Origin of the sequence: Brasilonema octagenarum UFV-OR1, from assembly GCF_963888615.1 — a bacterium.
Taxonomy (GTDB): domain Bacteria; phylum Cyanobacteriota; class Cyanobacteriia; order Cyanobacteriales; family Nostocaceae; genus Brasilonema; species Brasilonema sennae.
On the sequence record NZ_CAWPKW010000337.1, the window covers coordinates 15,852 to 29,844 of the forward strand.

Annotated in this window: 12 protein-coding genes; 3 read left to right on the top strand and 9 right to left on the bottom strand. The window is 43.0% G+C overall.

Going from position 1 to position 13,993, the window contains the following annotated elements; all coding sequences use genetic code 11:
* Positions 1–10 precede the first annotated feature (10 nt).
* The 5 genes from AC5590_RS30620 to AC5590_RS30640 all read right to left on the bottom strand — a co-directional run bounded on the left by AC5590_RS30620 (position 11) and on the right by AC5590_RS30640 (position 7,408).
* The gene (locus AC5590_RS30620; RefSeq protein ID WP_169267044.1) at positions 11–1,042 is read right to left on the bottom strand and encodes a protein kinase domain-containing protein; all 1,032 of its coding nucleotides are present in this window, start codon (positions 1,040–1,042) and stop codon (positions 11–13) included.
* 116 nt (positions 1,043–1,158) lie between these two features.
* The gene (locus tag AC5590_RS30625; protein WP_248277332.1) at positions 1,159–1,536 is read right to left on the bottom strand and encodes a hypothetical protein; all 378 of its coding nucleotides are present in this window, start codon (positions 1,534–1,536) and stop codon (positions 1,159–1,161) included.
* 142 nt (positions 1,537–1,678) lie between these two features.
* Entirely contained in the window at positions 1,679–3,400 is a 1,722-nt protein-coding gene (locus tag AC5590_RS30630) for a TonB family protein (protein ID WP_169267046.1), read from the bottom strand.
* A gap of 306 nt (positions 3,401–3,706) precedes the next feature.
* The gene (locus AC5590_RS30635; protein ID WP_169267047.1) at positions 3,707–4,762 is read right to left on the bottom strand and encodes an IS630 family transposase; all 1,056 of its coding nucleotides are present in this window, start codon (positions 4,760–4,762) and stop codon (positions 3,707–3,709) included.
* 126 nt (positions 4,763–4,888) lie between these two features.
* Positions 4,889–7,408 carry a TonB-dependent receptor domain-containing protein gene (locus AC5590_RS30640; RefSeq protein ID WP_169267048.1) on the bottom strand — a complete coding sequence of 840 codons (2,520 nt, stop codon included), beginning with the start codon at positions 7,406–7,408 and terminating at the stop codon, positions 4,889–4,891.
* Between the two features lie 225 nt (positions 7,409–7,633).
* Here AC5590_RS30640 and AC5590_RS30645 point away from each other — a divergent pair, with 225 nt between their 5' ends.
* Positions 7,634–7,873 carry a hypothetical protein gene (locus tag AC5590_RS30645; protein ID WP_169267031.1) on the top strand — a complete coding sequence of 80 codons (240 nt, stop codon included), beginning with the start codon at positions 7,634–7,636 and terminating at the stop codon, positions 7,871–7,873.
* A gap of 87 nt (positions 7,874–7,960) precedes the next feature.
* Entirely contained in the window at positions 7,961–8,383 is a 423-nt protein-coding gene (locus AC5590_RS30650; protein WP_169267049.1) for a hypothetical protein, read from the top strand.
* Positions 8,384–8,443: 60 nt separating this feature from the next.
* Here AC5590_RS30650 and AC5590_RS30655 read toward each other — a convergent pair whose 3' ends face one another.
* Positions 8,444–9,358: a TetR/AcrR family transcriptional regulator gene (locus AC5590_RS30655; protein WP_211178620.1), complete on the bottom strand. Its 915-nt coding sequence runs from the start codon at positions 9,356–9,358 to the stop codon at positions 8,444–8,446.
* Between the two features lie 264 nt (positions 9,359–9,622).
* Here AC5590_RS30655 and AC5590_RS30660 point away from each other — a divergent pair, with 264 nt between their 5' ends.
* Positions 9,623–10,606 (top strand): Rieske 2Fe-2S domain-containing protein, encoded by a 984-nt coding sequence (locus AC5590_RS30660; RefSeq protein ID WP_211178621.1) that lies wholly within the window; start codon positions 9,623–9,625, stop codon positions 10,604–10,606.
* Between the two features lie 89 nt (positions 10,607–10,695).
* Here the strand turns inward: AC5590_RS30660 and AC5590_RS30665 are convergent, their stop codons facing one another.
* From AC5590_RS30665 to AC5590_RS30675, 3 genes are read right to left on the bottom strand one after another with little or no spacing between them, the layout of a single operon-like run.
* On the bottom strand, positions 10,696–11,610 hold the full coding sequence (locus tag AC5590_RS30665) for an alpha/beta fold hydrolase (protein ID WP_169267051.1): 915 nt from the start codon (positions 11,608–11,610) through the stop codon (positions 10,696–10,698).
* A 20-nt stretch (positions 11,611–11,630) separates the two neighbouring features.
* The gene (locus AC5590_RS30670) at positions 11,631–12,455 is read right to left on the bottom strand and encodes an SDR family oxidoreductase (protein WP_169267052.1); all 825 of its coding nucleotides are present in this window, start codon (positions 12,453–12,455) and stop codon (positions 11,631–11,633) included.
* A gap of 9 nt (positions 12,456–12,464) precedes the next feature.
* A complete protein-coding gene (locus AC5590_RS30675; protein ID WP_169267053.1) occupies positions 12,465–13,271 on the bottom strand; it encodes a pentapeptide repeat-containing protein in 807 nt (268 codons plus the stop codon).
* Positions 13,272–13,993 lie beyond the last annotated feature (722 nt).

The window sequence follows — 13,993 nt, forward strand, 5'->3', positions numbered from 1 at the left end:
TTAGCTCATTCTACGGTGTTTTGGTAGATGAGGGACCGGGAGACAGTGACGGTGGGCTTGTGGGCGGAGATGGTTTGAAAATAACAATCAAAGCAGCAATGCCTGAGAGTAAGGTTCCAATCGCGGCGATCGCAGCTATGATATGCGTCCAATTGATTTTTTTCTCCCGATTTAAGTTGGTGTTAGGAACTACAGTAGATTCAGGCTGGGGAGTTTCTCCTGTTAACCCTAAAGAATCGAGCCATTCGCGCATCGATTGGGGACGCTTTTTGGAATCTAGGTTCATCCCCGTCAAAATTGCTTGGTTTGTGCGATCGCTAATCTGAGGATTGAATTCTTTTGGAGACACTAAATGCTCACCATCCACTTTGCGCTTTACCGCATTGACAGGTGTTATCCCCGTCAGAAGTTTATAGAGCGTAGCTGCCAGTGAATAAATATCGCTATACGCACGAGCTATAGTACCTTTAGCGTAAAGCTCAGGGGGCGTAAATCCATCAGAAGTTTCCTTGGTTCGGCTTGTGGTTAAGATATGGTCAAAATCTAGAGCTAGATCAAAATCGATTAACACGGCTTCTGACTGCCTTTCTCGGTTCCCCAACAAGATATTTCCCGGATGCACATCCCGATGAATCAGTCCATTTTGATGTACAACTATCAGCGCTTCCCCAATTTGCTTAATGTAACCTAGTGCTTCTTGTTCCGAAAGTATTGGTGGACGGAGGTCAGCCAAACTCACCCCATCCACATATTCCATTAGCAGACACCAATGCTCTCCTTCCTTAAAGGGTTCTGCAATCTGTACAATATGCTTGTGCTTACATCGAGTAAGTTTTACCGCCTCTTGCCAAAACATCGTCTCCAGCCGTTCGCGTTCCTGCTGGGTAAGCGATTTGAGTAGGTCATCATTTAAGGTTTTAATGACTAGGCGATCACTCTTGCTATTTTTGACTAAATAAGTGATGCCAAAGCGTCCTCTTCCCAACTCTTTTTCAATGGTGTATTTTCCACCTTGTAAGCGATCGCCTGCTACCCAAGCCACATTTGCAACTCCCAAAATATCTGCATAAATTATACCAATGATATTTTTATGATCAGATAATTCACTGGCATTATGATATTTTTGTCACAAAAAATCGATGCTCTGCCAACACGCTTTTAGAACTTAGTCACTGTGACATTAACACCAGATTCGAGTTTTGGAACCTTGAAATACTCAAACTGCTCTGTAGGTTGAGAAGTCTGGTTGATTTGATCAGCTTGTTTATTTGTTTCGTCTAAACATTGTTTGAAGGTATTGCCAGGAGATTTGATCAGCTCAAGCGGGTTAATCTTTTTGCATAGTGACTCGCGTACTACCCCGATTGAGTCAGAAACTTTTCTGAGATTGTTAGTTTGGTCTGTGACAGTAACTGTTCCACTATTAATCGTAGCTGGTTGAGTCACAAGAGCTGCAGCCTGACCGTTGTAAGTTACGGCAGGAGACACATTTTCTTCGTTGGCTAAGGCAGGATGAGCTACAACGCTTGTGCTCATTATTACAAAAAACGCCGTCAGTAAGCGTTTCATGACAGTATGTGCTCGACACTCACAAAAACTACATAAACATGATGACACAATCCAAACAAAAAAGTTCCAGACAGGTAAAAACCTGTGTCAGCAGCTTTGGTGAACCACGTTATTGATCATTCCATAACTCTAGCTGCCCGTAGACATTGATATTAAATGTAAATTGAATACTGATATAGTCTTTTGTATATCCTGTGGGAAAAGGAGCAAAAGGTACTGCTCGGCTCACAGCATTCTGTGCTGCCTCATCAGTCATGGTTGATCCAGAACCTTGTACAACCTGGAGATTGCTTACCAAACCTCCTCGGCTTACGATAAAGTTGAGTACTGTCCGTTGGGAAGATTGGGTGAGTCCGGGTATCCACTGCTGCTTTACTTTCTCTTGTAATTGTTGCATGTAAGCGCCCATGTCTACATCTTGGCGAGCATCAATACCTTGTGTCCCTGGATTGAGGCGGTTGGAATTGGGCAGCGCTGCTAAATTATTGGTTCCGAAATCACGACTCGATACACTCATTGAACCACCCAAACGGCTTGCTCCACCTGATTTTGAAGATGTTTGAGAACGAGACAGTTTTCGTGGTGATGTTGTTGACTGACTTTGAGAACGCGATGGTGATATACGCTGTGTTCCTGGGGATACTTGGGAATTGGTTCTATTCTCAAACTCTTCAAGAGGGGATTTTGCAGCAAGCCGACTCCTATTTTCCGGACGAGTTAAAGGTACTAGTGGTGTCGTTTCAGGTGTAAGAACTGTTTGTTGAGGTTTGAGTGCTAATGGTTTGGTGGTAGGTGTAACTAATGTTGGGGAAGGTAATGGTTCTGGTGGAATCGTCTGTGGTGTAACAACTGTTTGCCGAGGTTTGAGTGCAAGTGGTTTAGGTTTTGGTGCAACTATGCTTGGCAAAGGTTCCGGTTCTAGTGGTGTCGTTTCAGGTGTAACAACTGTTTGCTGAGGTTTGAGTGCGAGTGGTTTGGTGGGTGCAAATGTGCTTGGGAAAGGTTCGGGTTCTAGTGGTTGAGGGGTAGGAACAACCGTCCTTTGTCGCAGTTTGAGTGCGAGTGGTTTGGTGGTGGGTGCAACTGCTGTAGGTAATGGTGATGGTTTTGGTGGAATCGTTTCAGGTGTAACTGTTCTTTGTCGCAGTTTGAGTGCGAGTGGTTTGGTGCTAGGTGCAATCGCTGTTGGCAAAGGTTCGGGTTCTGGTGGAATGGTTTCAGGTGTAACTGTCCTTTGTCGCAGTTTGAGTGCGAGTGGTTTGGTGGTGGGTGCTGCTGTAGGTGATGGTGATGGTTCTGGTGGAATCGTCTCAGGTGTAACTACTGTTGACTTTGGTGGTGCAAGTGGTTTATTGACAGGAGCAATCGCTATTTTCTGAGGTTTGGCTTGCAGTTTTTGAGGAGGTGGATTTGATGATACTGTTTTTTGTTGTGTCTGTTGTGGAAGTAATATTTCAGAGGGTTCAGAACCACTCTTAGTTTTGGGTGTAGCTGTTTGTGTTGGTAACTCAGCAGAAATAGGTTTTCCAGGTTTTGCTTTTCCACCTGCAACAGAATTTTTGGCAGCCTGTTGTGAAGTTTCCGGGGGCGTCTTTGTCTGATTCGGAGGAACTTGAATGAACTCAATTGGTATTGTTTTGGAGAGTTCTTGCTTAGGCGCAAAAGCCCGAAGCCAAAAATCACTTCCAAGAAAGAGAACAGAGTGCAGCAGGATGGAAGCAACTAGATAGAAGATGAGATTTTGTGGGCGATTTTCTGGGCGATCGCCTTTGAGGGCGTGATGCTTTGCGCCATCACTTCTGTTGCGCTGTGAAGCATGAGACTTAGCCATGTTATTGTGCTTTCTTCCTAACAGCAGCCTCAACAAGTCTTATTTAACAGTGTTGGTGTAGTGACTGGCAAACATCAGCACTTTGAGCCTGTGTGCTGGCAATCTTTGATTTTAAAGATTTACCATCTACATTAATCGGCAGGATAGCATGAACCAGCGGCTATTCCCTGTCGAATCATAGCATCAATTTCAGTTCATTCCACCTGGGCTGTGAAAAGTTAAGACAGCGTATTTTTATCAATAAGTATTATTGCTTAACACTTTCTTTGCTAATGCTGAGTTTCAACCTCATCCCGGCTTTATACTCTAAGCGGCTAAGACCTTGACTTTTTTAAAAGATTGAAAATTGAGAGCCAACAAGCTATCTAGCTTTTCCTTTTGATTAGTGTTGGCAGTGGCAATACAGTTGGCGATCGCTAACTTAAAGTCCGAAAAATCTGAATAATATTTTGAGTATAAGCATTCATTTCTAACAAAGCGCCAAAGGCGTTCAATTAAGTTGAGTTGTGGTGAATAAGAAGGAAGGTACAATAGTTCTATACCTAGTTCTTTAGCATAACCTTGGACAAGTTGACACTTTTGATACCTGGCATTATCCAAAATAATTGTTACAGGTATATTCAATCCTAAATTAGCGAGTTTAAACAGTAGCTGACAAAGACTTTCCGAATTAATATAAGTTTCATTAGTTACTGTAATGATTTCTTTGCTGATTGCATTTACTGCTCCTAAAACATTAAAACGCTTCCGTCCGGATGGCGAACAAATAAATGTTCTAGTCAAACACCACAAAAAACCTAAGTATGCCCGGTGTACAAAATGTGCTGCATCTACAAAAAATACGGCTTTTTCCAGGGCTGAAGCTAACTTGAGTAATGGCTCAAGCTGTTCCTCTCTATAGGTTTCCTGTTCAGCTATCTTTTTTTCTTCTACAGTCTTTCCCGGAATAAACCCCACTTTTAAACAGCGCAACCCGAGCCTTTTTAAAAATGCTCTAATCTGTGTAGGACTACGCTTAATACCAGTCAATCTCTCAATCACTGCACTTGCTTCTGCCACCGTGGAAACCGGGTGACTTTCAAAGTATTCTTTGAAACTATCAGCATGTTGGTTCAGATGGCTTGGTTGTCCTTGATAACCTAAGTTTTTCAGCCCCTCTACCCCTCCAGATTGATATTGCCTGATATATTTAGTTAGCGTCGTCTTCGATATTTGACACAAACGACAAATTTCTTTATGTGTTATTCCCTGACTTTTGAGGTACAGAACTTCCATTTTTTTCTGTACCTTTGGATGGGGATGATGATAACGTTCATAGTGCAGATGAGAGATTTCTTCTGGCGTAAAGTCAATTTGGAGCATAAATAACAAAGAAAACGCTTCGGGCGCAAAGCGCTCCCAATAGAGCGATTCCCTTCGGGATAGCTTCGCTTCACGCACTTACGTGACCCTTGTCTATAATACTCACTCGTCGCCGCACACTAAAGTCTATTTCCTAACCGTGCTTAGTATAACTGGATATTCAGTCCCAAAAATATTATTAGCAAAAAAGTAGATACCTAAATTATTTAATTCATATCCTAAACGGGCATTGACGATCGCCCAAGGACCTTGTTTGTACTGATTCGCATCATTAAGATACGTTGTCCCCGATCCCTGCAGTTCTAACCTGGCAAATATGCCTGTGGGTGCGCGGTATTGCAAGGCTAGATTGTAGGTAAAATCTGGTACATAAGAAGGCCTGTTCCCATTAAAGTTTTGACCTGTAAAGGGGTTGGTGTATTTGGTAAATTCAGCATCGCTAAAGCCAAATCCAGCGCTCACAGTCAATCTATCTATCGGAGTTGCTTGGGCCTCCAGTTCAAAGCCAGTAATACTGACATCACCATTGGCAACGTCTGCAAACAAGCCTGAGGCAGGATTAGGTACAGGCACCTGAAAGTTCTGCACTGGATTATGAAATACAGCCAAATTGACATTTAATCGGTCATCCAACCAAGAAGATTTCAAACCCACTTCGTAATTCCAAGATTTTTCTGCCTCATATGTCAACTCTTGCGGATTTACGCCTCGATAATTCACCCCAGGCGGTCTGTATCCTCTAGCGACAGAGCCATACACCATAATCTTGGGATTCAAGCGATATTCTGCAACAAAACGTGGTAAAAGTATATCTGCGTCTTTCTCGATATCATTAATTTGCCCACTGGAGGTAGGAGCGGAACCATTGGCTGGGATAAAAGTATCCTGTCTGTTGTCCAAGTAGCTATTAAAAGATTCATATCGCAACCCTGCAGTCAGCGTCAGAGCATCAATGGGTGTATAACTAGCTTGAGCAAAAACAGCCTTGGTAGTTTCGTTAATTGCAGCGCTTGTCTGATTGCGTCCGGGGATACGGGTGAAACCGAACTGCTGATAATATGCTGGTGCGTCAGCCCCGTATCTCACACCATCTGCACCTACGTTAAAATCTCTAGATTCAAAATAACCTCCAAACAACCACTGGAAACTCTTTGCCTCTTCAGGAGATTGCAGGCGAATTTCTTGGCTAAACACCGTTGAATCTACAGCACCGATTTGTGTAATAATATCGCGTATTGTTAAGTCGGCTTCATTTTCAAACTTCCAGTCGGAGAAACGCCGAGCAGTAATTGAAGTTAAACGAAAGTCTGGCTGTTTGTAGACGACTCTTAGTGATTGAGTATCAGAATTGAGGTCACTAAAACCATCGAAGTTTTGCTGTATCTTATAGGGGTCTCGCTGTCCAAAAAAAACATAAGCGGGAGCGCCATCTCGATAATTATCAACTGAAGCATTAAAAGAAACCTCCAAATCCTTTGAGGGAGTCCAAAGCACTTGAGCGCGACCAGTTTCTCCGGATTGGTAATCTATATCTTTATTTGTAAAAGTATTTTGTACATAACCGTCTCGCGAGCCATATTTACCTGAGAGGCGGAAAAACAGTTTATCCTCGATTAGAGGTCCACTAATACCACCCCGGAGATCGAGAGTGTCATAATTACCGTAACTAGCGCTACCGTTAAATTCAAATTTGTCAGTAGGCTTTCGAGTGATAATATTAACCACGCCCGCTTCGGCGTTTCTGCCATAAAGGGTAGATTGAGGACCCCGCAGCACTTCCACTCGTTCAATATCGGGTTGGTCTACATTCAAGAAATCAGCGTAATCATAGGGAACATCATCTACATAGAACGCTACTGGATCTCTAGAGAGAAAGTTAAAGTTACTTAAACCCCGAATGCTGTATAGAATAAAGTTGCGGCTGCTGGGGGTGAAGGTAGCAAAATTTGGCGTCTTGGCAGAAATACCACTTACTGAAGTGATGTCAGCATCTTCAATTTCTTGTCTTGGAATGGCGGTAATACTGATAGGAACATCCTGCACATTTTCTGGTCGCTTTTCTGCCGTGACAAGGAGTTCAATTGCTGGCTCTGATTCAGTCGTCAAGCTGAGAATCAAACCTTGCTGACTTTGAACCACCTTGCCGACAGGTGTCTTGTCAATACCAGTTACAGTCACCCGCACGCTGTTGGCATCAACAGCAGTCACACTCACAGCAGCAATACCCGCGCTTGGATTTTCCTGACGAAACTCTTTGCCTTGTGGTAACTGCAACTGAGCATTAGAAATATTAACAATCAGGCTATTTCCTTGAGTGGAGGTAGAACCAGCAAGTGCCTTACCTCCAGCAGTTTTGAGGATGACATTAATGCCATCAGCTGTTGAATCAAGTTGTACACCTGTTATCTGAATCGGGGATTGTGACTGGAAATCAAACGTTGGAGATTGAGACAGCCACTCTTTAATGGTGGTAGCAGGTAGAGGAATTTCGCTGAGTCGATTAATTTTGGTTATGGGAGATTTGGAGTTGGAAGTATTGGGTTGGACAGTCTTCTGTTGCACCTCGTCAGCCTTGGCAGGGAAAGCTACAAAGACTGATGCTGTCAAACTCAACCACATCCAATGAAATAATTTGTGTTGCTTCACCGAAATCCCTCACATCCTTAAAAGCTAGACTGCACCCAGTAGACAGTCGAAAAATTAATGTACGTCTAGCAGGTGCTTGTGTCAAAAGACAAGCTGTCAAACTTTATTCTCAATTGGCTCAATGGTTAACAATGAAGCTAGAGAACTTAAGGCTGGTGTGCGTCAACCCATCAACTCTCATCAAAAACCATGCGTCATGAACAATCCTGATAAAGTAGTTCAATAATGGGAAAATCAACAGTTCCAAGCAAAAACCGACTGCTGATTTGGCAGCCGCTGTTGGTACGCGACTTCCTACTCCTGTTCCTCGGTGAAAGTGTTTCGCTCCTAGGCGATCAATTTTACTTAGTGGCATTGCCCTGGTTGACTATCCAACTAACGCACTCTCCCGTGATTTTGGGCGTAGGGCAAGTGCATAAGTTGATTTTAATTACAGCTATCAACAATACAGCAGGTTATCAATAGGGCGATTGCCCAAAGGGCAGACGCAATCATGCGTATCACGCATCTATATAAATAAATCACTAACACTACCAAAATGAGGACACAACTATGACCGAACAAATCAATGAGCCGAATAACTTTGAACTCCACGCCAAAGACACACAGATCAGCTACTCGACAACTAGTTTCATCGGTGAGGCGCAGTTCACTTATAACACTCACAACCTCAGCCGGCAATTCAGAGGGGAGGAAATCAGCACCCTAGATACCGCGATTGGTAAGCTAGTTACAGTACTCGTCGAACCTGACGCTGATACAGGGAAGGAAGTCCGGCTGACTCTGCTAGTACCAACTATTAATCTGCCATCTAGTCAACAGAACCCCATTCAGACCGAGGCGATTTTGACCACCAAGCGCACTCCCAAACGCGGCGGTTCTCCTATCCTTGAAGGTCAGCTACAAACTTATCACACTGTGAGCCTCACAGGAACAGCCAGCCGAGTTGACTTCCTAAGTACAACTCAAAGTTAAACGGATTATAAATCATGCACCTATAACTTGGTGGGTTGAAGCAACTGGGTTAATAGATTGCTATGAACTGGTACCAGTCTGCTTCACCCAATGAATCACCGTATTATGTGAGACTCCAGTTCTTCTTTCAATTTCCCGAAAACCAACACCATTGCAATACAGTTCCAAACATTGCTGCTTGACTTCATCTCCATATCCTTGCAATGAATAAACTTCAGGGAATTGCTTACCGCAGTCTTTGCAGAGGTAACGCTGCTTGCCATGACGATGCCCATTTTTAGAAATACGCTCAGAATCACAGTGAGGACATTTCATTACTATCATTACTTTATTGTGCAAAACTTCATCCCCCACATGAGGGCGTAAGTATGCTATCAGTAACGCTTCGATTTGCTCAAAAATCTGCTGGCGGTGGGTTTCATTGCTGCGGAGTGCATGGAGTAGCAAAGTATTAAAGGCATGGGTACAGACTTCACCTAGTAAATGGCACTGTTCAGTACTCAAGGCAGGATTACGCGCTTGCAGTAGTTTTGCTGTAAAGTTAATCGCTTCCTCGGTAAAGCTATCATCAATGCTTTGGAAGATAGCTTGGGAACTGAAGTATTGAACAAAAACCATCCGAGACGTGGGTTGCTCAAAAAGTTGCTGGAATGTTGCTCTTAAAGTGCGGATAAATCTCTCAAACGGAAGTTGAATGATTTCTGGCTGATCCAGCTTTGCCCATACCGCGTGTACTCGCTCTACATGACGCAATTCCAAAGCATGGAAAATCGCCAATTTGTCTGGAAAAAACTGGTAAAGCGAACCTATGGCTGTGTTAGCACTCTGGGCGATCGCATGAGTTGTCGCCGCCTCATAACCCACTTCATCAAAAACCTCGGCTGCCGCGTCTAAAATGCGATCAACACGTTCCTGACTGCGCTTTTGCTTAGGTTGACGGCGCATAGATGCGTTTTTCTTTTTTGGCGAATTCATAGTTATCTTCTCTACACCGTTACATTCTTTCCAATATTCCTCTTGACAAATATGAACTTTTACTCATAAATTAAAATAAAAGCGAATAATTGGTCACATTTTATTTGACGATTCTACCTGAGCCTAATTGAGTTGCCTGATAGAGGCATTTCAACATACGTCAGATATACGTTGTACATCCACCGCAAGTCAAATCTGCTTGCGTCATATTTGGATTGCCAATTCGTGAACTTTATTAAATAAGGAGAGTTTAACATCATGTCTATGCTTGCTGGTGCGCCCTGGCTATTGGCACATAAGTCTATGTTGGAAGTCAACAAGCCAAAAAAAGTATCTCTTTACGGCAGTGATTATGTCCTTTGGCAAGATAAAACAGGCAAAGTGAATGCCCTGCCCAATGCTTGTCCACACATGGGTGCTATGTTATCTGAAGGCTGGTGCCAAGAACGTGAAGATAAATCAAGTGCAGTCGTCTGTCCTTTTAATGCACTTGAGTTTAATAGTGAAGGTTGCACAATTTTGCCCGGTTCCAACAAGAAAACTCTGCCACAACTCAAACCCCTAGAACTGATTATTCAGGGAGATTTTATTTGGTCATACGGTGGCTTTGAACCCAAAATACCGATTCCCAATATCTTGAATGAAATTGCCTCCAAATATGAGTTTATCGGTCATACAGCTGATACGAGTGTGAAGACTGATTTACTGAGTATGCTGCTAAATATGCACGATTACAATCACCAAAACGGAACTCATCGACCTTTATTTAGGATTGAGGAAGTGCATTTTGAATCGTTTATTGATAACGGGCATCACTCCCATGCATTTTATGAAATGCCAACAGCACCAGCTAGCTTGGGTGAAAAACTGAAAAATCCAAGTGTGTTGTTGCTACCAAAAGTTCTTAAGCCTCATTTGGAAAATCACTTTCCATCCTTAGTCATAGCTCATGCGGAAAACGGACTTGGTAAAGTTGCTCAAATCCACTTGTTTGTCCCAGAGTCCAAAACTCGGACACGAACTTACGTACTGATGTATGGGTTAGCTAACAATATCACAATTAAGGTTTTTGGGCAGACGTTTCTCAACTTTGCTAAAGTCGTGGTTGAGCAAGATACAGATATTTTGGGGAAAATTTATCCGAATACGCCCCAAAAAATTAAGCTAAATAATGAAGTAGGTATGGATTGGGTGAGGCGCAATTTTGAGAGTTGGCCAGAAATTGCGACACCAAACCTCTCGAAATAGTCCTCCATTTGTATCAATGATGACTCACGATTCCTGGACATTTTTATCTCAAACACCCACCCGCATGCAGGAAAGCAGGGTGGGGAGATTTATGAAATATCGTTGATAAACGGCGCTAACGCCTCAACAAACTCAGCCGTTGACTCATATGGTAAAACATTCCTACCAGGAATTTTGATTCCACGACCATTTGGCAAACAAGCAAGGTAATCAGCTAAACGTTCATCTGGTTTTTCTTGTTTACCTTCTTTGCTAATATTTGATGCTGTTTCCCCAACAACGACCAGCGTTGGTTGCTTAATAGAAGCGATCGCTTGACTATAATCTTTGCGCCAAAAACCAGCTAAAAAAGAGAAAACTGCATGACGACTATCACTATTTGCTGCACCTTGTTGCAAAGTGTTTATCCATTCAGCATCAACTGCATCTGTTGAGTCAAACAGTTGACGTGTTGAGAAATCACGCAAAAACTTTTCTCTTCGGGCATAGCGATAAAAAGCATTACCCAAAGGCGAATCTAATAGATTCCAGATAAGTTTATCTTGCCATTGAGGTGTTTTCTTTGTAATGATTGCCCAACCGGGAGGACCAGCTAATACAAGTCCGGCTATTAAGTTGGATGGTTCTTTTTGAACTAATTCAATTGCAACTGGAAATAAAGCACCCTGTACGACCAAAATGACAGGTTTTTGCACCACCGTGTTTAAAAAGTGTTGCAACTGTTCTGCCCAGTCACTTGGAGTGTAAGCCACATGGGGCATATCGCTTTCACCGCATCCCAATAAATCGGGGTTGTAAATGGGATTGCGATGACCTTGTTTATACCATTCGCTGGAAAAACGCTGCCAAAACTGCCGGGATAAGCCAACGCCAATCGGGTGTATTAATAATAGGGGAATACCCTCGCGAGTTGATTGAGTTGGGTTATCAACCTCATAGGCGCAGCGATAATTTTTCCAATTGTAGAAGTGGGTAGGAGATACTGTTTTCTGTTGAGAAATCATGGGACTGCACCTAAGAAGAGCTAAAAAATTATCTGGGGATGAATTAATTCATATCCCGCATCTTTTATCTTTTTATTAGACACCTTGGCGTTATATGGGCGCTTACTCTCTTGGGAGGAATCCCATGTGACTTTGGGTAGATTGTGTGTTTCAAACACACCTTGAAGTAATTCCCCAGTTGTGAGATGGGCATCATCAACTAAGTTATAAATGCCTTGCAGTTGAGCGTTACGAGCGAACTCTATAGCAGCAATAATGTCATCAAGGTGAATCCAATTTGTTGTATCCTTGCCATTGCCAGGTCGGGTTGTGTCAGCATATCGACCAAAGATTTTTACCAGTTCTCGACCTGGACCGTAAATTCCTCCCAATCGCAAAATACAAACACGGAGGTTTGCACTGGATGCTGATAGTAAAACTTGCTCGGTATCGCAAATAATTTGTCCATTTTGGTTAGCAGGTGCTGGTGGTGATTCTTCATCCACCCATGCTCCCTGTCTGTCACCATAAACAGCATAGCTGCCTGTGTATATGAGTTGCTGTATACTAGGAATCTGTTTAAGAACAGAGACTAAAGTCTGAGCAGTTTGTAGATAGGTTTCTTCGTAAACATCGGCACTCTTTGCACCAACACTCAAAAGCACAACATCTTGATTTTTCAAGACTGATTTTAGACCTTCTGGGTCATTTCCTTTGACGACTTCGACTCGTTGGGCTACTGCTTGCAGCGCCGGGACACGTTCAGGAGTGGTTGTAGTAGCAGTGACTACAAAAGTCATTGTTTGTTGCCAATATCGAGCAATTGTACAACCGACATATCCGCAACCAATAATCGCAACGTTCATTGTCTTAACTTATTCGTAAATTTTGCCATCAGGCATGATTGCCCCAGCTAAGTTAGCTCCAACCAGTTTAACAAGAAGTCTGTCACCAGATTTCATCCGCGCTCCCATGAAGTTCGCTCCCCGCAAATCTGCTCCGCTCAAATCTGCTCCAACTAAATTAGCACCCCGGAAATTGGCTTCTCGGAGATCAGCTAAAAGTAGGTTAGCTCTAAATAAATTTGCCTCAGACAAATTTGCACCTCTAAGATTCACTTTATGCATGAAAGTATCACTGAGATTGGCACCACTCAAGTTCGCATAACTCATGTTTCTGCCAGATAAGTCTTTATTTTGTAAGTTTGCCCGACTATAGTCTTTTCCGCTTAAGTCTGGGTTTGGGTGTGGTGGTTGATAGGTTTTCTCGGTTGGATTTTTCTGTGCAGATGGTGCTGAATGTTGATAGGTTTTCTCGGTTGGATTTTTCTGTACAGACGCTGCTGAATGTTGATAGGTTTTTTCAGTTGGATTTTTCTGTGCAGACGCTGCTGAATGTTGATAGGTTTTCTCGGTTGGATTTTTCTGTGCAGACGCTGCTGAATAGTGTGAGGCAGAATATTGTAACGTTTGATACTTCATATTCGATAAGCGCAATTGCTCACGAGCCTCATTAATTTCTTGTAGCTTTTTTTGCGCTTTCTCTTGTAAACGGGTATTGTCTTTTGGCAGGCGATCAGGATGCCATACAAAAGCCAAATCTTTATAAGCTTGGGTCACTTCCTCAAATGTTGCCCCAGGCTCTAATTCCAAAACTCTATAATACTGCTCGAACTCGCTCATAAGACGTTTCGGTGGAAATTATCTTAATTATGAGTGATGCAACCGTTTAGCGGCTGAATCATTTGTCAAACTTTTTTGCTGTTTGGTGATTTTGGCTAAAGCCGATATGTTTTAGTATATTTGCTTAGCTGGAGACAACATTTGAGTAGTTGTGACTTTCTATTTTATTACAGTATACCTGCATACTAACAAAGACAGTCTTTCGAGGGAATAAGGGAATATAGTAAGCATTCTACAAACAAGTATCAAACCCGATGCTTTGCGTAATTTAAATTTGAATTGCTTCTTGATTTGATGATAAAGAATATATTACTTAATATTTTTTTACTTTTTTTGTTATGTTGTAACTTTTAGACCTCTTGCTATAATTTTTCCCATTCTTATATAGCTTCTATAACAGTTTCGTGAGAAGCCGGGGGGAAATCGAGGCGCTAAGGTAAGGCGACAATTTCTTCCCGCTCTAGAAGAAACGGGGCGTTCCCGTTGCCGGCTTTCCGTGAGCAAGTCTTGAGCGGCGCGAAACCCTCCGCAGTCGCCACAACGGGGCGGCCGCTTTTCGGGGGAAGCTTCCCCCGAAAACGTGCCTTGGGAACCCCAACGCTCTTATCCTCTGTCGGGAAACCCTCATCAAGGACTGGCTCCCTCCGGGAACGCCCGTCGCCTACGGCGGGAAACCCTCTGGGTTTGCGTAGCGCCCCCTATGCCTGCGGCACGGCTACGCC